The organism is Streptomyces corchorusii (assembly GCF_001514055.1).
Classification (GTDB): domain Bacteria; phylum Actinomycetota; class Actinomycetes; order Streptomycetales; family Streptomycetaceae; genus Streptomyces; species Streptomyces olivaceoviridis.
The window spans coordinates 13,681-34,417 of sequence record NZ_KQ948361.1; the positions used below are offsets into that span (position 1 = coordinate 13,681).

The 20,737-nt window shown below is 74.1% G+C and carries 19 protein-coding genes and 1 pseudogene; 11 read left to right on the forward strand and 9 right to left on the reverse strand.

The features are described 5' to 3' along the window. Nucleotide 1 precedes the first annotated feature (1 nt). On the forward strand, nucleotides 2-184 hold the full coding sequence (locus AQJ11_RS27405) for a hypothetical protein (RefSeq protein WP_014675663.1): 183 nt from the start codon (nucleotides 2-4) through the stop codon (nucleotides 182-184). On the opposite strand, the gene AQJ11_RS27410 is transcribed toward AQJ11_RS27405, so the two are convergent. From AQJ11_RS27410 to AQJ11_RS27420, 3 genes are all read right to left on the reverse strand, one after another. Continuing rightward, the gene (locus AQJ11_RS27410) at nucleotides 176-847 is read right to left on the reverse strand and encodes a hypothetical protein (protein ID WP_058082395.1); all 672 of its coding nucleotides are present in this window, start codon (nucleotides 845-847) and stop codon (nucleotides 176-178) included. The genes AQJ11_RS27405 and AQJ11_RS27410 overlap by 9 nt on opposite strands. Beyond that, nucleotides 844-1,725 (reverse strand): ABC transporter ATP-binding protein, encoded by an 882-nt coding sequence (locus AQJ11_RS27415; protein ID WP_059264815.1) that lies wholly within the window; start codon nucleotides 1,723-1,725, stop codon nucleotides 844-846. Before AQJ11_RS27415 ends, AQJ11_RS27410 begins: the two co-directional genes overlap by 4 nt. 69 nt (nucleotides 1,726-1,794) lie before the next feature. After that, nucleotides 1,795-2,235, reverse strand: coding sequence for a DUF6086 family protein (locus AQJ11_RS27420; RefSeq protein ID WP_059264817.1), 441 nt, complete (start codon nucleotides 2,233-2,235; stop codon nucleotides 1,795-1,797). A gap of 171 nt (nucleotides 2,236-2,406) precedes the next feature. Here AQJ11_RS27420 and AQJ11_RS27425 point away from each other — a divergent pair, with 171 nt between their 5' ends. The 5 genes from AQJ11_RS27425 (at nucleotide 2,407) to AQJ11_RS27445 (ending at nucleotide 8,433) form a co-directional block, all read left to right on the forward strand. Then, nucleotides 2,407-3,144 carry an aminoacyl-tRNA hydrolase gene (locus AQJ11_RS27425; RefSeq protein ID WP_014675659.1) on the forward strand — a complete coding sequence of 246 codons (738 nt, stop codon included), beginning with the start codon at nucleotides 2,407-2,409 and terminating at the stop codon, nucleotides 3,142-3,144. Between the two features lie 146 nt (nucleotides 3,145-3,290). Continuing rightward, nucleotides 3,291-4,619: an MbnB/TglH/ChrH family RiPP precursor modification enzyme gene (locus AQJ11_RS27430; RefSeq protein ID WP_059264819.1), complete on the forward strand. Its 1,329-nt coding sequence runs from the start codon at nucleotides 3,291-3,293 to the stop codon at nucleotides 4,617-4,619. A 206-nt stretch (nucleotides 4,620-4,825) separates the two neighbouring features. Further along, nucleotides 4,826-5,725, forward strand: a complete 900-nt coding sequence (locus AQJ11_RS27435) for a DUF4142 domain-containing protein (RefSeq protein WP_059264820.1) — start codon at nucleotides 4,826-4,828, stop codon at nucleotides 5,723-5,725. Between the two features lie 97 nt (nucleotides 5,726-5,822). Then, complete coding sequence (locus tag AQJ11_RS27440; protein WP_059264822.1) at nucleotides 5,823-6,602, forward strand: TIGR04222 domain-containing membrane protein; 780 nt, start codon at nucleotides 5,823-5,825, stop codon at nucleotides 6,600-6,602. Nucleotides 6,603-6,774: 172 nt separating this feature from the next. Further along, complete coding sequence (locus AQJ11_RS27445) at nucleotides 6,775-8,433, forward strand: alpha/beta hydrolase (protein WP_059264824.1); 1,659 nt, start codon at nucleotides 6,775-6,777, stop codon at nucleotides 8,431-8,433. A 93-nt stretch (nucleotides 8,434-8,526) separates the two neighbouring features. On the opposite strand, the gene hemQ is transcribed toward AQJ11_RS27445, so the two are convergent. The 3 genes from hemQ to AQJ11_RS27460 all read right to left on the reverse strand — a co-directional run bounded on the left by hemQ (nucleotide 8,527) and on the right by AQJ11_RS27460 (nucleotide 13,170). Continuing rightward, entirely contained in the window at nucleotides 8,527-9,258 is a 732-nt protein-coding gene (gene hemQ, locus AQJ11_RS27450) for a hydrogen peroxide-dependent heme synthase (RefSeq protein ID WP_014675654.1), read from the reverse strand. A 5-nt stretch (nucleotides 9,259-9,263) separates the two neighbouring features. After that, the gene (gene hemG, locus AQJ11_RS27455) at nucleotides 9,264-10,733 is read right to left on the reverse strand and encodes a protoporphyrinogen oxidase (RefSeq protein WP_079082420.1); all 1,470 of its coding nucleotides are present in this window, start codon (nucleotides 10,731-10,733) and stop codon (nucleotides 9,264-9,266) included. A 169-nt stretch (nucleotides 10,734-10,902) separates the two neighbouring features. Beyond that, on the reverse strand, nucleotides 10,903-13,170 hold the full coding sequence (locus AQJ11_RS27460) for an N-acetylmuramoyl-L-alanine amidase (RefSeq protein ID WP_244218372.1): 2,268 nt from the start codon (nucleotides 13,168-13,170) through the stop codon (nucleotides 10,903-10,905). Between the two features lie 331 nt (nucleotides 13,171-13,501). Between AQJ11_RS27460 and AQJ11_RS27465 the strand changes: the two genes are divergently transcribed. Further along, nucleotides 13,502-14,902, forward strand: a complete 1,401-nt coding sequence (locus AQJ11_RS27465) for an FAD-dependent oxidoreductase (RefSeq protein WP_014675651.1) — start codon at nucleotides 13,502-13,504, stop codon at nucleotides 14,900-14,902. Nucleotides 14,903-14,966: 64 nt separating this feature from the next. Here AQJ11_RS27465 and AQJ11_RS27470 read toward each other — a convergent pair whose 3' ends face one another. Continuing rightward, on the reverse strand, nucleotides 14,967-15,209 hold the full coding sequence (locus AQJ11_RS27470) for a hypothetical protein (RefSeq protein WP_175252444.1): 243 nt from the start codon (nucleotides 15,207-15,209) through the stop codon (nucleotides 14,967-14,969). A gap of 119 nt (nucleotides 15,210-15,328) precedes the next feature. Here AQJ11_RS27470 and AQJ11_RS27475 point away from each other — a divergent pair, with 119 nt between their 5' ends. Then, nucleotides 15,329-16,153: a rhomboid family intramembrane serine protease gene (locus tag AQJ11_RS27475; protein WP_014675649.1), complete on the forward strand. Its 825-nt coding sequence runs from the start codon at nucleotides 15,329-15,331 to the stop codon at nucleotides 16,151-16,153. 30 nt (nucleotides 16,154-16,183) lie between these two features. On the opposite strand, the gene hemE is transcribed toward AQJ11_RS27475, so the two are convergent. Next, nucleotides 16,184-17,242: a uroporphyrinogen decarboxylase gene (gene hemE / locus AQJ11_RS27480; protein WP_014675648.1), complete on the reverse strand. Its 1,059-nt coding sequence runs from the start codon at nucleotides 17,240-17,242 to the stop codon at nucleotides 16,184-16,186. A gap of 126 nt (nucleotides 17,243-17,368) precedes the next feature. Between hemE and AQJ11_RS27485 the strand changes: the two genes are divergently transcribed. The 3 genes from AQJ11_RS27485 (at nucleotide 17,369) to AQJ11_RS27495 (ending at nucleotide 20,401) form a co-directional block, all read left to right on the forward strand. Next, a complete protein-coding gene (locus tag AQJ11_RS27485; RefSeq protein ID WP_078611836.1) occupies nucleotides 17,369-18,046 on the forward strand; it encodes a DUF3000 domain-containing protein in 678 nt (225 codons plus the stop codon). 261 nt (nucleotides 18,047-18,307) lie between these two features. Then, nucleotides 18,308-18,967: a response regulator transcription factor gene (locus tag AQJ11_RS27490; protein ID WP_014675646.1), complete on the forward strand. Its 660-nt coding sequence runs from the start codon at nucleotides 18,308-18,310 to the stop codon at nucleotides 18,965-18,967. 147 nt (nucleotides 18,968-19,114) lie between these two features. Then, complete coding sequence (locus AQJ11_RS27495) at nucleotides 19,115-20,401, forward strand: ribonuclease D (RefSeq protein ID WP_203349044.1); 1,287 nt, start codon at nucleotides 19,115-19,117, stop codon at nucleotides 20,399-20,401. Between the two features lies 1 nt (nucleotide 20,402). Here AQJ11_RS27495 and AQJ11_RS51265 read toward each other — a convergent pair. Next, nucleotides 20,403-20,504: pseudogene (locus tag AQJ11_RS51265) on the reverse strand (carbohydrate ABC transporter permease); the annotation flags it as partial. Nucleotides 20,505-20,737 lie beyond the last annotated feature (233 nt).

Here is a 20,737-nt window from a genome sequence, read left to right on the forward strand (position 1 = left end):
CATGAGCGACGAGGACTACTGCACGATCGCCGAGACCGTGAAGCCGGCGAAGGCCGACGGACCGCCGTACGCGGAGTGCGTGCTGTGCCGGGAGCCGACGGAGTACCCGGAGTCGTACAAGGGCATCACGCTGTGCCCCGTCTGCGAGTGGCAGGAGGCGCAGCGCACCGCCTGCTCAGGGTGAGCGGCGCGAGACGAGCCGGCCGGTCGCGGCGAAGGCGGCGACCGTGAGCAGGGCGGCGCCCGCCAGCGGCAGCAGCGGCACCGGTGCCCGGCCGGTCTGCGAGCCGATGACCAGGCCGCTGACCGCCGCCTGCGCCGGGGAACCGGTCAGCACCACCGCCAGCAGCGCGCCCAGCAGCATCGCCGGCACCGCACGCCCCCTGGACCGCAGCACCGGCCGGCTGGTGAGCGCGCCGACGGCCGCACCGAGCAGGGCGCAGGCGAGGGTGGCCGGCAGACCCGCGGCGGCGGCCCGCAGGCGGGGCACGTGGACCCGGTGGCCGTTGCTCGCCGGGTCGCTGATCAGCGTCACCACCACGGTGGCCGCCACCCCGAGCAGCACGGCCACGAGCAGCGCGGTGAGCAGGCAGGCGAGGTGTGCGCGGGCGGGGCCGCGGGCGGCGGCGACGCAGGCCCGGGCCGCGGGCGGCTCCGCGGTGACACAGATCCGTACCAGCCAGGCGGCCACCGGCAGCAGACCGGCGGCGGTGTAGCCGAGCGAGCCGAGCACCGGCTGGCCGCTCTGCACGCCGACGCCCAGGAACACGACGTACAGGATCACCGGGGGCAGCCAGCGCTGGGAGCGCAGCAGCAGGTCGGCCTGGTAGCGCAGGAGCGCGGTCATGGGCGGCTTCCGGGGTCGGGGGACGGCGGTTCGGGGGACGGCGGTTCGACGCGGACCACGTGCCAGGGCGGGTGGGCCGTGAGCAGGGTGCGCAGCAGGATGTCTGAGTGGGACGCGGGGACGGCGAGCCGGTGGCTGCCGGGGGCGGTCTCCTCGGCGGACACGGCGATCCGCACCGCGTCCGGCGGCAGCCGCCCGCCCGGCGCCCCCCGCACGGTGACGACCGTGACCGGTCCGGTCGGCGTACCCGGCGGGTCGGTACGGCGTTCCAGGCCCCCGTCGATCACCGCGTAGGCCGCGTGCGGGGCCCCGGCGAGCCGGCGCGGGTCGTGGTCCACGAAGACCACGGCACCCCCGGCCGCCGTCCGCTCGGCCACCGCCCGCTCCAGCTCGGTCCGCGCCGCCGCGTCGAGCCCGGTCCATGCCTCGTCCAACACGAGCAGCTCAGGGTCGGCGAGCAGGGCCTGCGCGACGGCGACCTTCTGGCTGCCGCCCTTGGACAGCCGCGCCATCGGCGTACCGGCGTACGCGCCCGCCCCGAACCGCTCCAGCCAGGTGTCCGCGGCGCGTGCGGCGGCCTCCCGGCCGAGGCCGTGGACGGTGCCGAGGTGGGTGAGGTATCCGGCCGCCGTGAAGGGCAGGGCGGACGGGAACCGCTCCGGCACGTACGCCGTGCGCGGGCGACCGCTGATCCGGCCCTCGCTGGGCGCGTCGAGCCGGGCGAGCAGCCGGAGCAGGGTGGACTTCCCGGTCCCGTTCGCCCCTTCGATCCGGGTGAGGGTGCCGGGGGCGATGACGAGGTCGACGCCTCGCAGCACCCAGGGGCCGAGGATGCCGTAGCGACGGCCCACGGCGGTCAGGCGCAGGTCACGGTGCATGGGGGTCATCCTGTTGCAGGGGATCCGGTACGGGGTCGTCCGGTACGGCGCTCACCGCGCCGGCCGGGCTCAGCGGGCCATGCCCCGGCTCAGCTCGGCGGCCCTGGCCCGCACCGCCGCGGCCCAGGGTCCTCCGTCCCCCGGCGGCGCGGACACCCCGGTGGCCGAGACCTGCACGTCGGACAGCGGACCGTCCGGGGAGGCTTCGAGGCGGCCCCAGTCGATGTCGGTCCCGGCGCGCTGGGCGAGGGCGACGACGGTGCCGACGAAGCCCTCGGAGAGGGCCAGGATGACGGTGTGGCCGGTCCGCCGGTGCCGGGCGAGCAGGGCGTGCACGAAGACCCCGAAGGCGTCCGGATCGATCTGGCACTCGTCGTTCCGCATCGGCCCGATACCGGACGGCAGCCCCAGCTCGGCCTCGAAGACCTCCACCTGCCGCAGAAAGAGCCGGGCGGCCCCGTTGGACGGGTTCCACAGCGTCTCGTCGCCGATGTCGAAGTACTGACTCATGGCACTCCCCCTCCGGTCCCTTCCATCGGTCAAGAGGGGTGAGCGTAGCCAGCAGGTTCACCGGCGTCGCCGGAAAATCCCCCGCGCGGACCCTCTCGTCCCGCCCGCGTGAGCCTCTCGTCCCGCCCGCGCGTTGATCGGTCCGACCGGGGCTTCGTAGGCTGGGTTCCCGTGAGCCACGTTCCCGCCCCCGCCGCCCCCGCCGCCGCCACTGCCGACAGCCCCGTCGAGCCCGCACGCGATCCGCGTGACGAGGCGCCCCAGTTCGTCCTGCCGCTGGTGGTACGGATCGAGCGGGGCGCCCCGCCGGCCCGTACCGACGCGCTGGAGACCGCCGCCCGGGCCGTCCTGACCCTGCTCGGCGACGAGCGGGCGCACGGCGACGGCGAGTGGGCCGAGGCGGTACGCGACTGGGAGGACGCCCGGATCCGGAAGGTGGTCCGCCGGGCCCGGGGCGCCGAGTGGCGGCGCGCCGAGGCACTGCCCGGGATCACGGTGCACGGCGCCTCCGCGGAGGTCCGGGTCTTCCCGCCGATCCCGCTGGACGGCTGGCCGAAGGACCTGGCGAAGCTCCAGGTGTCGGGCACCGAGCTGGACGACCCCGAACCGCCGGCTCCCGCCGACCCGGCCGGCCGGCCCGTGCTCTGGCTGAACCCGGACCTGGAGATGTCGGCCGGCAAGGCGATGGCCCAGGCCGGCCACGGTGCCCAACTGGCCTGGTGGGCCCTGCCGGACGCCGCCCGCACCGCCTGGCGCGACGCCGGCTTCCCCCTCTCCGTCCGCACGGCCGCCCCGGCCGACTGGCCCCGCCTGACCACGAGCGGCCTGCCCGTGGTCCGCGACGCCGGTTTCACCGAGATCGCCCCGGGCTCCTGCACGGTGGTGGCGGAGCACCCGGCCCTGCGCTGACCGGGGAGGCCGGCGCGGCCGGAGGCGGGCCGCTCGCAACCTCAAATGTTGCTCTGAACGCGACAGGCGGGGGGTTCGAGGGCGGTCGCCGGGGCCATATCCCCGTCACTCGACGCAGCAGCACGGGCCGAGGAGGGGGAAGCACCATGCGGCGACTGGGGACCGGGATCGGGTGGCGGCCGGAGATCGCGGATGCCGTGGAGCGCATGCCCGGCATCGACTGGGTGGAGGTCGTGGCGGAGAACGTCTGCCCCGGGCACCTGCCCGAGTCGCTGCTGCGGCTGCGCGAGCGCGGTGTGACGGTGGTCCCGCACGGTGTCTCACTGGGTCTCGGCGGCGCCGACCGGCCCGACGAGGGGCGGCTGACGGCGCTCGCCGAGCGGGCGGAGGCGCTCGGCTCGCCGCTGGTCACCGAGCACATCGCCTTCGTCCGGGCGGGCGGCGCGCTCACCGCCTCCCCGCGCCTGGAGGCCGGCCATCTGCTGCCCGTGCCGCGCACCCGGGACGCGCTGGACGTGCTGTGCGAGAACGTCCGCATCGCGCAGGACGCGCTGCCGGTGCCGCTGGCCCTGGAGAACATCGCCGCGCTGTTCTCCTGGCCGGGCGAGGAGCTGACCGAGGGCCAGTTCCTGTCCGAGCTGGTCGAGCGGACCGGCGTACGGTTGCTGATCGACGTGGCCAACCTGCACACCAACCACGTCAACCGGGGCGAGGACCCCGCCGAGGCGCTGGCCGCGCTGCCCCTTGAGGCGATCGCCTACGTCCACGTCGCGGGCGGCTTCGAGCGCGACGGCGTCTGGCACGACAGCCATGCGCATCCCGTGCCGCGTCCGGTCCTCGACATCCTGACCGGCCTCGCCGCCCGGGTCGCGCCGCCGGGGGTGCTCCTGGAGCGGGACGAGAACTTCCCGGAACCGGCGGAGCTGGAGCGGGAGTTGGACGCGATCCGGGAAGCGGTGACGGTCGGGCGCGCGACGGAGGACGCGGTGCGGGGTACGGCGCGGACACCGGCCCTCGGCGGTGCCGCCCGGGCCGGCGGTGTCGGTGTCCTGGCGCGACCGGTGGCGGGGCCGGTGGCGGGCGTGCGCGAGCGGGTCGGGGTCGCGCAGACCGCCGTGCTGTCGTCCCTGGTGGCGGGGACGCCGGTGCCCGAGGGGTTCGACCGGGTGCGGATGGGGGTGCAGGCGCGGGCGCTCGCGGCGAAGCGGGCGGGGGTCGTGGCGAAGGTGGCGCCCGAGCTGCCGGTGATCCTGGGGCCGGGGTACCGGGAGACGTTCCTGGAGTACGCCCGGCAGCGGCCGATGCGCGGGGGGTACCGGCTGGACGCGCTCGACTTCGCCGGCCACCTGCTGAAGCTGGGCCGGCCGGCCGACGCGGGGGCACGGCGCGAACTGCGGGACTGGTGGCTGCACCGCTCGGGCCCGGCACCGCGGAAGCGGGGGTTCGTGGAGCGGGTGCTGCGACGCGGCGTCTGACGGGTTGCCCCGAGCGCCCCGAAGGGGCACGGGGAACCGCGCGACCAGCCACGACGCACCCGCACGCGCCGACGTCACCGCAACCACCCCGTCGGCGCCGCGAACCGGCCCCGCGGCCCGCGCCCGAAAGCCCCTTCGGACCCCCCAGTAATATGCCAACCCCGCACCCACCCCCAGCACCCCCGGCGTGCGGCGCAGGAGGCATCATGCGACCGCGACCGCGACCCCCGGTCAACGGACGAGGCATATTCAGCGGCACCGGGCTCATCGTCACCGCCCTGGCGGCGACGGTCGTCGCGCTGCTCGTCCCGCTGTGGTCGTACGCCGACCGGCAGGACGACCCGGCGAGCGCGAGCGTGCTCAGCGCGCGGACGGTGACGACGCCGTACGGCCCGCTGTCCGCGCAGGACCGGGACTTCGTCACCAAGGTGCGGCTGGCCGGGCTGTGGGAGCTGCCCGCCGGGGAGCTGGCGCAGCGGAAGGGGACCACGCCCGCCGTCCGCACGGCCGGCCGGCACCTCGTCGACGGCCACACCTCCCTCGACGCGCACGTCCGGACGGTCGCCACCCAGCTCGGCATCGCCCTGCCCAACGAGCCGAACGAGCAGCAGAAGCAGTGGCTGGCCACCCTGGACACGGCCGAGGGCCAGGACTTCGACCGCCAGTTCGCCGGCCTCCTCCGGCTCGCCCACGGCCGGGTGTTCTCCCTGGTCGCGCAGATCCGGGCCGGCACCCAGAACTCCCTGGTCCGCGATCTCGCCGACGACGCCAACGCGACCGTTCTGGACCACATCAAGGTCCTGGAGGCGACCGGGTACGTCGACTTCGCCGCGCTGGCCAGGGATCTGGCGGCCGCCGCCTCCCCGGTGCCGACCCCGTCGGAGGTCGACCCGAGCGCGGCGGTACCGGTCGAGCCGTCACCGACCGATCCGTCAGCGGCCGTGCCTTCAGCGGCCGATCCGTCAGCGGCCGATCCGTCAGCGGGCCAGGCATCGCTGGACCAGGCAGCGCAGGGCCAGGCGTCGCAGCCGCAGGCATCGCCCGGCGAGACCGTCTCGCTGCCGCCCGCAACCAGCAGCCCGCCTCCGGACACGAACAGCCCCTGACCAGCCCGGAAAGCGGAACGTCACAGACCGGCAACACTGCGTCCGGATTCTGAAATGGGCATGGCGTGCGCCCGGTCCTCTGGCATAGAAACACGTCATGTTCTGGGTCCTTCTCCTGCTCCTGGCCTGGGGTTTCGCCGGTACGGCCTGCACCCGGCTGTGCCTGGCGGCCGTTCGCGCGGCAGCCGCGGACGTGCGTGACGCGCCGACGGACGGGGAGCGTGATCTGACGCTGTACGAGGCGGCCTTCCTCTCCGGCGGCCCCGCGCGGGTCGCCGATGTGACCCTGCTCTCCATGGCCCGTCAGCGCCGGCTGCTGCTCGCGCACACCGGCTGGGCCACGGTCGTGGACCCGCACGGGCGGGACGAGATGGAGCGGTCCGTCATAGGAGCCATAGGGCCGGAGGGGCAGTCGCGGATCGCGCCGGTACGGGACCGGGCGGCCGGGGCCGAGGCCGTGCGCCGGCTGGCCGACGGGCTGGTCCGCGCGGGTCTCGCGGTGCCCGAGGGCACGGGGACGACCGTGGGCGCCGCCGTCCGCCAGGTGCGGGCCTCCGTGCTCGCCGTGGCCGCGCTGGGCGTGACCGCGCTGCTGCTGCCCGTCCAGACCGGGACGCCCCGCCTGCTGGTGGGCCTGTGGTTCACCCTGCCCCTCATCCTGGCGCTGAGCTGTCTGGCCATCGCCCGGTTCGAGGTGCATCCGTACTCGCGGTGGGCCTCCCCCGCCGGGCAGCGGCTGCTGAGCGCGCTGCCCGGCGAGCCGGCCGGTGACGAGCGGTCGTTCCTCACCTCCGTCGCCGTCCGCGGCATCCGCGCGATAGGCGAACCGGGGTTGCGCGCGGCCTTCACCCACCGCGACCAGCCCTGGCGGGAGTAAGGACCCCGGGCGGGATCCGCAGGGGGCGGCTTCAGGGGGCGCACAGGGGGCATTGGGGCCGACACCGGCCCGACGGTGCTTGCCTTCCCCCACTGCCGACCGAAATATCCCTTCTGTCGTCGCCGGGCCGTGGCAGCCGTGCCATCGCCGCCGCGCACCGAAGGGATACGCGATGAAAGCTGCCGCCCTCTACTCGGCCGCCGGTTCCTTGCTCCTGACCGCCCTGGCCGCGGCCCCGGCGGGCGGCACGCCCGGCACCCCCGACACGGTGGGCGCCCCCGGCGCGGCCGAACTGCGCGGCACCGCGGTGGCCGTGGCCCGCGCCCGGGCGGCCGGGATCGACTTCGGTCCCTGCGCCGCCGCCGACGTCCCGGAGGCACCGGCCGGCGTGCGGTGCGGCACGGTGAGCGTCCCGCTGGACTACGCGCACCCGAACGGCAAGCGGATCCGGCTGACCGTCAGCCGCGCCCAGGCCACCCACAAGGACCCGCGCAACAGCAAGCGGAGGGTTCCCCGGCAGGGCGCCCTGGTCTTCAACCCGGGCGGCCCCGGCGCCTCCGGCATGTACTTCCCGCTCATCGGGACGATCCCGGCGTGGCAGCGGATCGCCGCCGCCTACGACCTCGTCGGCTACGCCCCGCGCGGGGTGGGCCGGTCGGCGCCGCTGTCCTGCGAGGACCCGAAGCGCTTCTTCAAGGCGCCCACCGCGTCACCGACGCATCCGTCGGAGGCGTACAAGCGGCAGCGCATCGCGCAGGCGAAGGCGTACGCGCGCGGCTGCGCCCAGCGGTCCGGGAGCGGGCTGCGGTTCTACAACTCGCTCAACAACGCCCGTGACCTGGACGTCCTGCGGGCCGCGCTGGGCGAGGACCGGCTGACCTTCATGGGGGCGTCGTACGGCACCTACTTCGGCGCGCTCTACGCGACGATGTTCCCCTCCCACGTGCGGCGCATGGTGCTGGACTCGGCGGTGAACCCGGACCCGCAGAAGATCTGGTACCGCAGCAACCTGGACCAGTCGGTGGCGTTCGAGGAGCGCTGGGCAGACTTCCGTGACTGGATCGCCCGGCGCGACGACGTGTACCGGCTCGGTGCCACGCCCGCGCGGGTGCAGCGCAGCTACGACACCGCGCGCGAACGGCTGGCCGGGAAGGCGGCGGGCGGGACGGTCGGTCCCGGCCAGTTGCAGAACGTCTTCCTGGCGGCCGGGTACTACGACGACTTCTGGCCGAGCCGCGCGGCGGCGCTCTCGGCGTATCTGCACGGCGACCCGAAGCCGCTGGTCCGGCTGGCCACGCCGAGCCCGGAGAGCGCCGCCGAGGCGGAGAACGGCAGCGCGGTGTACACGGCCGTGGAGTGCAACGACGCGCCCTGGCCGACGGACTGGGCGGTGTGGGACCGGGACAACACGCGCCTCGCCCGGGTCGCGCCCTTCGAGACCTGGGACAACGCGTGGATGAACCTGCCGTGCGCCTACTGGCCGGCGCCCCGGCAACGGCCGCTGGACGTGCGGACCGGGCTCGGTGAGCTGCCGCCGGTGCTGGTCCTGGCGGCCGAGCGGGACGCCGCCGCGCCGTACCAGGGCGCGCTGGAGATGAACCGGCGGCTGGCCGGCTCGGTGCTGGTGACCGAGCGGGACGCGGGCACGCACGGCGTCGGGGGCGGGCCCAACAGGTGCGTCAACGGGTACCTGGAGGCGTACCTGCTGGAGGGCCGTGTCCCGGCGCGGCACGCGTCGTGCGCGCCGCGCCCCGAACCGGTCGCCTCCGGCGGTCCGGCCGAGAAGGGGGTCCGGCGGGACGCGCTCAAGGGGAAAGCCGACCGGCGTTAGGCGCGACTACCGGGGTGCCGGGGCCGGGTCGTCGGTCGGCCGCGGGTTCGTACTGCCTGAGTCGCGCCGTTCCCCGCGCCCCTTCGGGGCGCTTCAGGCGAGGTCCGCCACCAGTTCACCGATGTCCTTGCGGCGGCCCGTGAAGAACGGGACCTCCTCGCGGACGTGCATGCGGGCCTCGGAGGCGCGCAGGTGGCGCATGAGGTCGACGATGCGGTACAGCTCGTCGGCCTCGAAGGCCAGGATCCACTCGTAGTCGCCGAGGGAGAACGAGGCGACCGTGTTGGCGCGCACGTCCGGGTAGCCGCGGGCCATCTTGCCGTGGTCGGCGAGCATGCGGCGGCGGTCCTCGTCGGGCAGCAGGTACCAGTCGTAGGAGCGGACGAACGGGTAGACGCTCACGTAGTTGCGGGGCGTCTCGTCGGCGAGGAACGCCGGGATGTGCGAGCGGTTGAACTCGGCGGGGCGGTGCAGCGCCATGTTCGACCACACGGGCGTGAGCGCGCGGCCCAGCCTGGTGCGGCGGAAGAGGTTGTACGCCTCCTGGAGCTGGTCGCTGGTCTCGGCGTGCCACCAGATCATGAGGTCGGCGTCGGCGCGCAGGCCGGAGACGTCGTAGGTGCCGCGGATCGTCACGTCCTTGGCGGCGAGCTGGTCGAACAGCTCCTGGACCTCGTCGGCGTAACCCGCGCGGTCCTCCGGGAGCACGTCCTTCAGCTTGAAGACGGACCAGAGGGTGTAGCGGATGACCTCGTTGAGGTCCTTGGCCAGCTTGCCCTTGTTCGGGATCCTGCCGGACTCGGTGGTGGGGGCGTCGTCACTCATGGTCCCTATTCTCCCGCTCCGCCGTGCAGGCTCTGCACCGGGTTGGCCGTGAGCTCCCGGACCCCGGTGAGGTCGCCGCCGAGCTGGTCCACCGCCGCGTACGCGCTCGCGATGCAGGCCGGGATGCCGACGCCGTCGTACTGCGCGCCGCACACCGCGAGCCCCGGCAGCTTGGCGATCTGCTCGCGGACGCGGGCCACGCGCGCGTGGTGCCCGACCGGGTACTGCGGCAGGCCGTCGGTCCAGCGGGTGACCCGGGTCCGCAGGGGTGCGGCGGCCAGGCCGGTGGCCTCCCGCAGGTCGTGCCGGGAGACCTCCACCAGGTCGGCGTCGTCCCGGCCGAGGACCTCCGTCTCGCCGTGGCGGCCCACGGACGTGCGCAGGACGACCACGTCCGGGTCCTCCTCGGCGATCCAGCCCCACTTCTGGGAGGCGAAGGTGGAGGCCTTGATGGTGCGGCCGTCGACGGGCGGCACCAGGAAGCCGCTGCCCGCGGGCAGGTTCAGGTCGGCGCGCCGGTAGGCGAGGGTGATCAGGGCCATCGAGGCGTACTCGACGGCGTCCAGCTCGGCGGCGGCCCCCGGGGACTCGGCGCGCAGCAGGGCGGCGGCGGCCGGGGCGGGTACGGCGACGATCACGGCGTCGGCGCGCAGCACGCGCTCCCCGGCGGTGATCCGCCAGCCGCCGGCCGCCTCCCGGCGCAGTTCACGCGCGGGCGTGCCGGTCAGGATCTCGCCGCCCCGCGCGCGCACCGAGTCGGCGACCGCCTGCGGCAGCCGGCCGACCCCGCCGGCGATGCCCATGAAGACCGGCCCGGTCTGCTGCTGGGCGGCGGCCTTCGCCTGGATCTCCCGGACGCCCTCCGTGAGGGAGGCGTGGGTGCGGGCGGCCTGGAAGAGCTGGGGGACGGCGGAGCGCATCGAGATGCGGTAGGCGTCGCCCGCGTACACCCCGCCGAGCAGGGGTTCGACGAGCCGGTCGACGACCTCGCGGCCGAGCCGGGCCGCCACGTACTCCCCCACGGCCACGTCGTCGCCGACCTCGGTGCGGGGCAGGTCGGCGTCGCGCTCGATGCGGGCCAGGCCCTCGTCCGACAGGACGCCGGCCAGGGCGGCGGCGGTGCCGGGCACGCCCATCACATGGCCCTTGGGCATGGGCCGCAGGGCGCCCCGGGTCCAGATCGAGGCGGTCGCGGTGGCGGGCGGCTGGAGCAGCTCGCCGAGTCCGGCCTCGCGCGCGAGGGCCACCGCTTCGGGGCGGCGGGCGAGCATGGACTCGGCGCCCAGGTCGACGCGCACGCCGGCGATCTCGCCGGGCAGCAGCTTGCCGCCGACCCGGTCGCCGGCCTCCAGCACGGTCACCCGCGCTCCGCGCCCCAGCAGCCGGTGCGCTGCGGCCAGCCCGGCGATGCCGGCCCCGATGACGACGACGTGCCCCGGGCTCCCGCCCGGCGCGCTGCTACCCGTTGCGCTCATCCCCCCACTCTCTCAGACCCCGCCGGCACGCCCTCCGGGAGGCGGGGTCCGGGCCGTGACCGTTGTGTGTTTCGGTCCCCTCGGGGTGGGACGCATGTCGTGCCGGCCGCCGGTCGGCGCATGCGGTCCCGCATGCGCCGACCGGCTCGGCCCGGCTCGGCTCACATGGTCACTTGATGTAGACGAGGCCGTCGGTGGTGACGGTGGGACGGCCGCTGGTGCCCACGACGACGACCTTGATCGTGTGCTTGGCGCTGCTGGACCAGCTCTTGGTCCAGATCGCCTGCCGGTACAGGGTGGTTGCCGACTTGAGGTCGACGGTGGCCGCCTTGGTGCCGTCGACGTAGACGTACGCCTGGCCGGAGGTGGAGGCCCGGGACACCACCCAGGCCGCGGAGCGGCCGGTGAAGGTCCAGGTGAGGCCGGCGCCCTTCGAGCCGCTGGAGTAGGACTTGCCGCCGAGGTAGCTGGTGGACGACCGGGTGGTCCAACTGCCGGTCTTCGTGGCGGAGCTCTCCTGGAGGATCGCAGGGGTGTAGGCCGGGGAGGAGGTGCGGTAGTTGCCGGCGTAGTCGTAGGCCCGCATCGACCAGGTCGTGGCGGTCCCGGATGTGGCGGTGCGGCTGGAGCTGGTGGTGGTCGGGCTGAACGTCGCCGTGGTCGGGGACAGCAGCTTCACACTCTGCAGCGCCTTGTCGTCGGTGGCCTTCCAACCGAGAGTGACAGGCACGGCGGACGTGTTGACGGTGCCGGAACGCAGGGAGATCCGCGGGGTGGTGGTGAAGGTCGGCGCGGTCGTCTCCGCCACGACGGTCAGCGCGGAGCTGGCCGCGGTCTTGCCGGACTGGTGTACGGCCCGCACGGCGATGGTGTGGCTGCCGAGGGGCAGGGTGGCGCCGACGGAGGTGGCGGTGCCGGAGGCGGTGGCCACGGTCTTGCCGTCGACGAGCAGTTGGAAGCTCTTGATGAGCGAGCCGGGTGTGGTGGCTGTCCAGTGCGCGGTGATCGCGCCCTTGGTGTAGTAGGTCGATCCGGACGCGGTCGCGCCGCCCAGTGAGGTGATCTTCAGGCCCTGCACCGGTCCGGCCGCCCAGGCCCGGATGGTCGGCAGCTGGGGGTAGAGGGTGTTTCCGGGGCATTGGGTGTTGTACCCGTCCCGGTGGCCGGAGATCCGCTGGAAGGTGTAGGCGCTTCCTGCGGTGAAACCGGTGCTGAAGTAGTTCTTCTGGGTGGCGCCGGCGGTGAGCTGGGTGGTGCCGGCCGGGTCGGCGCCGTACTGGCCGAGCTTCCAGGCCGCCAGACGGGCGATCGAGGCCAGCGCGGCGTTGGAGGCGCTGGTGGTGGTGTAGTCGCCGAGGACCGCGATGCCCGCGGACTCACGGTTCCAGCCGTAGGTGTGGGCACCCAGCACGGGCAGGTCCACGCCGCCCTTGCGGCCCTCGAAGATCGTGCCGCACTTGTCGACGAGGAAGTTGTAGCCGATGTCCTTCCAGCCCTCGACCTGTACGTGGTAGGCGTAGATGCTCCGCACGATCGACGGCGAGTCGGTGCAGGAGTAGTCGTTGGCGCCGTCGGTGTGATGGACGAACACGGCCTTCACGTCCGCGTTGTACTCCGGCGCCTGCGGGCTGATCGACTCGTCAGCGCCCCAGCCCGCGCGGTCGACGATCGGCGGCTGGGGCCGAGTCGACGGCGGCGCGGTCGGCCCGGTGGGCGACGGGCTGGCGGACGGGCTCGCCGAGGCGGAGGCGGAGGCGGAGCTTGAGTCGGTGGGAGCGGCCGTGGACGTGGTGGTGTCCGTCGGGGCCGGGGACGTGGCGGTCTGGCCGTCCGTGGGCGTCACGACGGTGCCGTCGCCGGGAGAGGCAGGATCGGCGGGGGTGCTGCTGCTCGTGGCGTCGGGGCTTCCCTCTGCGACGAACGCGGCCGGCTCGCTGCCGGGCGCCTCGGCCTCGGCGTCGGTCACCACACCCGGATCGACCAGGTTGACCTCCAGCCCCTTGGGCAGGGCAGTGGTGGAGCCGTTCTTGCGGACGACCTGTACCTGCACACCGTTGGAGGACCCGACCCACAGCGGCTCGGACGCGCCGCGCACGCGGCGTCCCGGCTTCTCCAGCGGATCCACGTTCAGTTCCAGGTCGCGCCAGGCGCTCCACTCCCCGGTCGCCGTGCTGCGGGTGCGCACCTGCGCCGTGCCGTGCAGCCGCGTGGTGGCACCCGCCCAGGAGACGCCGAGCATCGAGAACTGCGAGGTGTCCGTGCGCGCCAGATCCTGCCGGTCGGCAGCGGTGCCCTTCAGCGCGAGGGCGTAGACCTTGACCGGCCGCTTGGCCCGGCCGGTCGCGCCGGAATCGGACGACGGGCTGGCGACGGCGTAGGTCACCCCGCCGCCTCCCAGCACCACGGCACCCAGCGTCAGCCACACCCGGCGTTTCAGGTTCAGCGGTCTGTACGCATGCGACGTACGACGGCTCACGACGTATCCACCCCACACAAGGCCCGCGAAGAGGCCGTAGAAGAAGAGCACAGGAAGCACACCCGTCACATGGGCGGCTCATCGGTCCAGCGCACCCCGGCCGTCAAACATCACGGGCCCTGGGAATGTTGTGGTGTAGATCACTGCGACTCGGGCGGGCGCCACCAGCGGTCGGGGCCTTGCGCCCGCCCCGGTGCGGACGGCACACGGGGGCGGGACGACGGGAAGCGAGCCCGGACGGAGCCGGGGAGGCGGCCGGGACGGAAGGAACCGCGCCCCGTAGCGTGTTCCCATGAGCATGAGCGGTGGGCGGGGCAGCGGCGGCAGGGAACGGCTGGTCGTGATCGGCGGCGACGCCGCGGGCATGTCCGCGGCGTCGCAGGCGCGACGGCTGAGGGGCCCGGAGGAGCTGGAGATCGTGGCCTTCGAGCGCGGCCACTCCACCTCCTTCTCGGCGTGCGGCATCCCGTACTGGGTGGGCGGCGAGGTCCCCGAGCGGGACCGGCTCATCGCCCGGACGCCGGAGGAGCACCGGGCCCGCGGGATCGATCTGCGGCTGCGCACCGAGGTCACGGAGATCGACGTGCCGGGGCAGCGGGTACGCGCGCGTGACGTCGATTCCGGCGCGGAGTCCTGGACGCCGTACGACCGGCTCGTCATCGCCACCGGCGCCCGCCCGGTCCGCCCGGACCTGCCCGGAGTGGACGCGCCCGGCGTGCACGGCGTGCAGACCCTGGACGACGGCCAGGCCCTGCTGGACACGCTGGCCCGCACGCGTGGCCGCAGGGCGGTGGTCGTCGGGGCCGGCTACATCGGCGTCGAGATGGCCGAGGCGCTGATCAACCGGGGTTTCGAGGTGACGGTCGTCAACCGCGGCAAGGAGCCCATGTCGACGCTCGACCCGGACATGGGCCGGATGGTGCACCGGGCCATGCAGGGGCTCGGCATCGCCATGGTGAACAACGCGGAGGTCACCAAGATCCTCACCGGGGACGACGGCCGGGTGCGCGCGGTGGCCACCGAGCACGCCGAGTACCCGGCCGACCTGGTGGTCCTGGGCATCGGCGTCCGCCCGGAGACCGCCCTCGCCCGGGCGGCCGGCCTCCCGCTCGGCGCGCACGGCGGGCTGCTCACCGACCTAGCGATGCGGGTGCGCGGGCACGAGAACATCTGGGCGGGCGGCGACTGCGTGGAAGTGCTGAACCTGGTCTCCGGGCAGGAGCAGTACGTCCCGCTCGGCACCCACGCCAACAAGCACGGCCAGGTCATCGGCACCAACGCCGGCGGCGGCTACGCCACCTTCCCCGGTGTGGTCGGTACGGCGGTCAGCAAGGTCTGCGACCTGGAGATCGCCCGCACCGGACTGCGGGAGAAGGACGCCCGCAGGGTGGGTCTGCGCTTCGAGACGGTCACCATCGAGTCGACCAGCCGCGCCGGCTACTACCCCGGCGCCGCCCCCATGACGGTCAAGATGCTCGCCGAGTTGCGCACGGGCCGGTTGCTGGGCGTGCAGATCGTCGGCAGGGAGGGGGCGGCGAAGCGGGTCGACATCGCTGCGGTGGCGCTGACCGCGCAGATGACGGTGGAACAGATGACGGCCCTGGACCTGGGCTACGCCCCGCCGTTCTCACCGGTGTGGGACCCGATCCTGGTGGCGGCGAGGAAGGCCGTCTCGAAGGTACGGGCGGCCTGACCGGCCGAAGGGGCGCGGGGAGCGGCCCGACCGGCCACGACGGCGCCGCACCCCTGCCGCGCGCCTACGCCGTGCCGGTGATCCGCGGCAGGGCCGAGACCGCCGCCGGCTGCTCCCCGGAGGGCTTCGCGTGGGACGCCGGCGGCCGGGTGGAGCGCAGCCGGTAACTCACCGCCTCGTCCAGCGTCACCGGCCGCTGCATCTGCGTGGCGAGCCGGCCCGCCTCCTGGCCGAGCCGCGCGACGTCCTCCCAGGGGAGCCGTACGACCAGAGAGATCTCCGCCTCACCGTCGGGCAGAGCGTGCATCGCCGAAACCTGCGGAGCGTTCGTCATCGCCTGTTCCTCACGTCGGTTGAGAACAGATACGCGCGCCTGCCCGGCGGCGTTCACCGATTCGTACGCCCGATCGCGGGCACTACTTCTGTGTGGTCATCCCCGTCCATGACGTGAACCCGGTACGCCGCACCCCCTGGGTGACGTACGCCCTCATCGCCGCCAACGTGCTGGTGTTCCTCACCATGCCCGGCATAGCCGGCTCCGTGGCCGGCAGCAGCCGGCTGGCGCAGCTGTGCCATCTCCAGGCCTTCATGGACCACTACGCGGCGGTCCCCCGGGAACTGATCCACCATCAGCTGCCCCGGCTCGTCCCGACCGGGGAGGTCGGCGTGGGCCCCGGCGGACCGGGCTGCGTCGTCGGGCCGCCCGGCTACGACAAGTCCCCGCCGCTGTCGGTGTTCACGGCGATGTTCCTGCACGGCGGCTGGCTGCACCTGCTGGGCAACATGCTCTTCCTGCTGATCTTCGGCAACAACGTCGAGGACCGGATGGGCCACATCCGCTTCTTCCTCTTCTACGTCGTCTGCGGCTACGCGGCCGGCTACGGCTTCGCGCTGCTCAACGCCACCTCCTCGGACCCCCTGATCGGCGCGTCCGGCGCGATCGCCGGCGTCCTCGGCGCCTATCTGGTCCTCTACCCGAAGGCCAGGGTGTGGGTCCTGGTGCCGTTCCTGGTCTTCCTGCCGCTCAGGCTGCCCGCCTGGCTGGTGCTGGGCTTCTGGTTCGGGCTCCAGGCGGTGTACTCGTCGGGGCACGGGGTGTCCGGCGCCGGCACGGTGGCGTACGCGGCGCACGTGGTCGGCTTCGTGGCGGGCATGCTGCTGGCCTGGCCGCTCAAGCCCGGCACGCCGCCCCCGCCGGAGCCGCCCGGCCTGCTGTTCGGCAGGCGCGCGCGGCCCCACTACTCGTGGTGAGCCGGTCCTCGTGGTGAGCCGGCCGGCGGCTCAGCGCGCGGTGGCGGTGTGGACGTACTCCACGAGCCGGGCCAGCGCGTCCGGGTCGGTGTTCGGCATGACGCCGTGGCCGAGGTTGAAGACGTGCCCCTCCAGGCCGGCGGCGGCGTCGAGCACCTCGCGGGCCTTGGCGGCGAGGGTGTCCTTGTCCGTGAACAGGACGGTCGGGTCCAGGTTGCCCTGGAGCGCCTTGCCGGGGCCGACGCGGCGGGCGGCCTCGTCCAGCGGGACGCGCCAGTCGACGCCGACGACGTCCGCGCCGGCCTCGCCCATGAGCCCCAGCAGCTCACCGGTGCCGACGCCGAAGTGGATGCGCGGGACGCCGTACCCGGCGACCGCGTCGAAGACCTTCACGGAGGCCGGCATGACCGACTTCCGGTAGTCGGCGGGGGCCAGGGCTCCGGCCCAGGAGTCGAAGAGCTGGACGGCGCTGGCGCCCGCCTCGATCTGCACCTTCAGGAAGGCGGCCGTGATGTCGGCGAGCCGGTCCAGCAGGTCGGCCCACAGCTCGGGGTCGCCGTACATCATCGCCTTGGCGTTCTCGTACGTGCGCGAGGGACCGCCCTCGACCAGGTAGCTCGCGAGGGTGAACGGCGCGCCCGCGAATCCGATCAGCGGGGTGGCGCCCAGCTCGCGGGTGAGCAGGCCGATGGCCTCGGTGACGTAGGTGACGTCCTCGGGGGTGAGGTCGCGCAGCCGGGCGAGGTCGGCGCGGGTGCGGATCGGCTGCTCGACGACCGGGCCGACGCCGGGCTTGATGTCGAGGTCCACGCCGATGGCCTTGAGGGGGACGACGATGTCGCTGTAGAAGACCGCCGCGTCCACGCCGAGCCGCCGTACCGGCTGGAGGGTGATCTCGGTGACCAGCTCGGGACGCGTGCAGGACTCCAGCATGGGGATGCCCTCACGCACCTTGCGGTACTCCGGCAGGGAGCGGCCGGCCTGGCGCATGAACCACACCGGGGTGTGCGGCACGGGTTCGCGCCTGCACGCCTTGAGGAAGGCGCTGTCGTACGTCGCTGTCGGCTGCGGGGTGTCATTGGCGGTCACGAGGCAAGTTTCGCATGCCGCCGGACAGGGACCTGGCCGGTGTCCCGCCGGCCGGGCGCAGCCGCGTGGGCCGCAGGGGGGTGTCTTGCCCTGCACGACGCCCCGGTTCCCCTTACTCTTCCCCGCATGGCTGCGGCTCACGGACGAATGTCGGACAGCGCTGACGGAACGGGCGACGTGAAGGACACCGAGGAGACGGACGGGCACCCCGGTGCCTCGGGTCCGCCGGCTTTCCGCACCGCGGTCGAGGCCCTGCGCGGCAGCCGGCTGCGGCCCCAGGTCGAGGTGGAGCCGACGCCCGCCCCGCAGCGGCTCGCCCCCTACGCGTACGCGGTGGAGGCGGTGGTGGTGGACGGCGAGCAGGAGCTGGCCGACGGGCGGCTGGTGCTGCTGCACGACCCGGCCGGGCACGACGCCTGGCGGGGCACGTTCCGGCTGGTGACGCTGGTGCGCGCGGAGCTGGAGCCGGAGATGGCGGCCGATCCGCTGCTGCCGGAGGTGTGCTGGTCGTGGCTGACCGGGGCGCTGGCGGCGCGCGGGCTGGGCTACGGCGAACCGAGCGGCACGATCACGCGGGCCAGTTCGCACTACTTCGGCGGGCTGGCCGAGCGGCCGGCCGCCTCGCAGATCGAGATCCGGGCGTCCTGGACGCCCCGGGAGGGCCTGGGCGGGGTGCCGGACACGGCCTCCCACCTGGCCTCCTGGTGCGATCTGCTGGCGCAGGTCGCGGGCCTGCCGCCGGCCGGGCCGGGGGACGCGTCGGTGGTGACCCTGCCGCAGCGCAGGGGCCCGCAGTCCCGGTGACCGGCCGGCACCGGACCCTTCATTGACCGTCTCTTTGTCGATACGGCCATTTTCCGTACTCGAATCGCACTCGCTCGAACCGACTTGATCTTCGGATGATCGATCGCGTGTCCGAATTGCCCAGATTGTTACTCACTAGATCGTGATCATTCTCTAAAGGCGGACGAGTTTGCTGCCGAAGACGACTGTGACCTTGAAAGCACGGTTCGTCCCGGCTTCCTCCCCACAAGCCGGCCCCGTCCCCCCCACCCAGGAGGCCTGGTGTCCGTTCTCCTTGAGCAACCCGCAAGCCTGGTCGCCTACCGCCCGAACAAGCCGACCGCCATGGTGGTCGTGGCCGACCCGCGCGTCCGCTCCACCGTCACCCGCCATCTGTGGGCGCTCGGCGTGCGCGATGTCATCGAAGCCTCGTCCATCGCGGAGGCTCGTCCCCGCATCGGCAACCCGCGCGACATCTGCGTCGCCGACGTCCACCTCCCCGACGGCTCCGGTCTCACCCTGCTGTCCGAGACCCGCGCCGCGGGCTGGCCCAACGGACTCGCCCTCTCCGCCGCCGACGACATCGGCGCCGTCCGCAACGCGCTGGCCGGCGGCGTCAAGGGCTACGTCGTCACCGGCACCCGCACCAACATCGGGCTCCCCGCCCGGCCCGGCGCCGCTCCCCTCGGCGCCGCCGCCCGTATGCACCGCCGCCCCCCGGGTGCCCCGAGTCACCCGGGCGGCTACCGGGAGCTGTCCGGACGCGAGGTCGAGGTGCTGCGGCTGGTCGCGGAGGGCCAGTCGAACAAGGCGATCGGCGTGTCCATGGGCCTGTCCGCCCTGACCGTGAAGAGCCACCTGGCCCGCATCGCCCGCAAGCTGGGAACGGGCGACCGGGCCGGCATGGTGGCCGTGGCCCTGCGTACCGGGATCATCCACTGAGCCGACCGGACGCCTCCCTTCGGCGGATCCGGCCTTCACTCGTGTGAACCAGCCCTTGCCCCGAGCTGACTGGTTTACGCCCCTCTCGCGTCCGTCGACGGAACGTTCCGTCGACGGACGCGGTCCACACACGGATACCCTTGACAGGTGACCGACGCCCAAGACACCGCAGCAGACAGTTCCCTGCGCACCACCGGGGGCACCCCTCCGGACGACGCAGGTTCTTCTGTGATGGGGGCGCCGACTCCTTTGCTCGAACCGCGCGAGGGCATTCCGCCCGTGATCGCCGACGAGGCGGCCCTCGACCGGGTGATCGCCGCCTTCGCCGCCGGCACCGGCCCGGTCGCCGTGGACGCCGAGCGCGCCTCCGGCTACCGCTACGGGCAGCGCGCCTACCTGGTGCAGCTGCGCCGCGAGGGCGCCGGGACCGCGCTGATCGACCCCGTCGCCTGCCCCGACCTGTCCGGCCTCGGCGAGGCCCTGTCCGGCGTGGAGTGGGTGCTGCACGCGGCCACCCAGGACCTGCCGTGCCTGCGCGAGATAGGCATGGTCCCGAGCCGGCTGTTCGACACCGAACTGGCCGGCCGGCTCGCGGGCTTCCCTCGGGTCGGTCTCGGCGCCATGGTGGAGGGCGTCCTCGGCTTCGTCCTGGAGAAGGGCCACTCCGCCGTCGACTGGTCGACCCGCCCGCTGCCCGAGCCCTGGCTGCGGTACGCGGCGCTCGACGTCGAACTGCTCGTCGACCTGCGGGACGCCCTGGAGAAGGAGCTGGACCGGCAGGGCAAGCTGGAGTGGGCCCTTGAGGAGTTCGACGCGATCGCGTCGGCGCCGCCGGCCGAGCCGCGCAAGGACCCCTGGCGCCGCACCTCCGGGATGCACAAAGTGCGCCGGCGCCGGCAGCTCGCGGTCGTGCGCGAGCTCTGGCAGACGCGGGACCGGATCGCGCAGCGGCGGGACGTGTCGCCGGGGAAGGTGCTGAGCGACACGGCCATCGTGGAGGCGGCGCTGGCCCTGCCGGGCAATGTGCACGTCCTCGCCGGGCTGAACGGGTTCGGGCACCGGATGGGGCGGCGGCAGCTTGAGCAGTGGCAGGCCGCGGTGGACCGGGCCAAGGCCCTTCCCGACAGTGCGCTGCCGCAGCCGGGGCAGCCGGTGACGGGGCCTCCGCCGCCGCGTGCCTGGGCCGACAAGGATCCGGCCGCCGCGGCCCGGCTGTCCGCCGCCCGCGCGGGGGTGACCGCGCTGGCCGAGCGGCTCACCATGCCCCAGGAGAACGTGATCTCCCCGGACACGGTGCGGCGGATCTGCTGGGAGCCGCCGGCGTCCGTCGACGAGGAGTCCGTGGGTGCCGCGCTGGCCGGGTACGGCGCGCGGCCCTGGCAGATCGAGCTGGTCACGCCGGTGCTGGTCGACGCGCTGTCGGCGCGGGACTGAGGAGTCGCGCCAGGACCGTGCCCGCCCAGACGCTCTTCCAGTGAGCGCCGCAGGGGCCGCGGAAGCGGGACAGGGACGTCGAGATCACGCCAAGATCCTGAGAGCCCCGTCGGCGGCTCGGGCTGCCGGTGGTCGCCGTCGGCCATCCCTCACCGACCGGCGGGCTCACCTCCGCGGGGGCACCGGCGCCGGCCGGGGCGTGACAGGCGGCGACCGATGTCTCCGGCGGGTCGGGGCGCGGGCGACGCGGTCCGCCGCTGACGGCGGCCCCGGCCGACGCATCCGACCCTGTCGGCGATGGCCCATGCCGGTCCTGACGCCCCGAGGTCGGCGCCG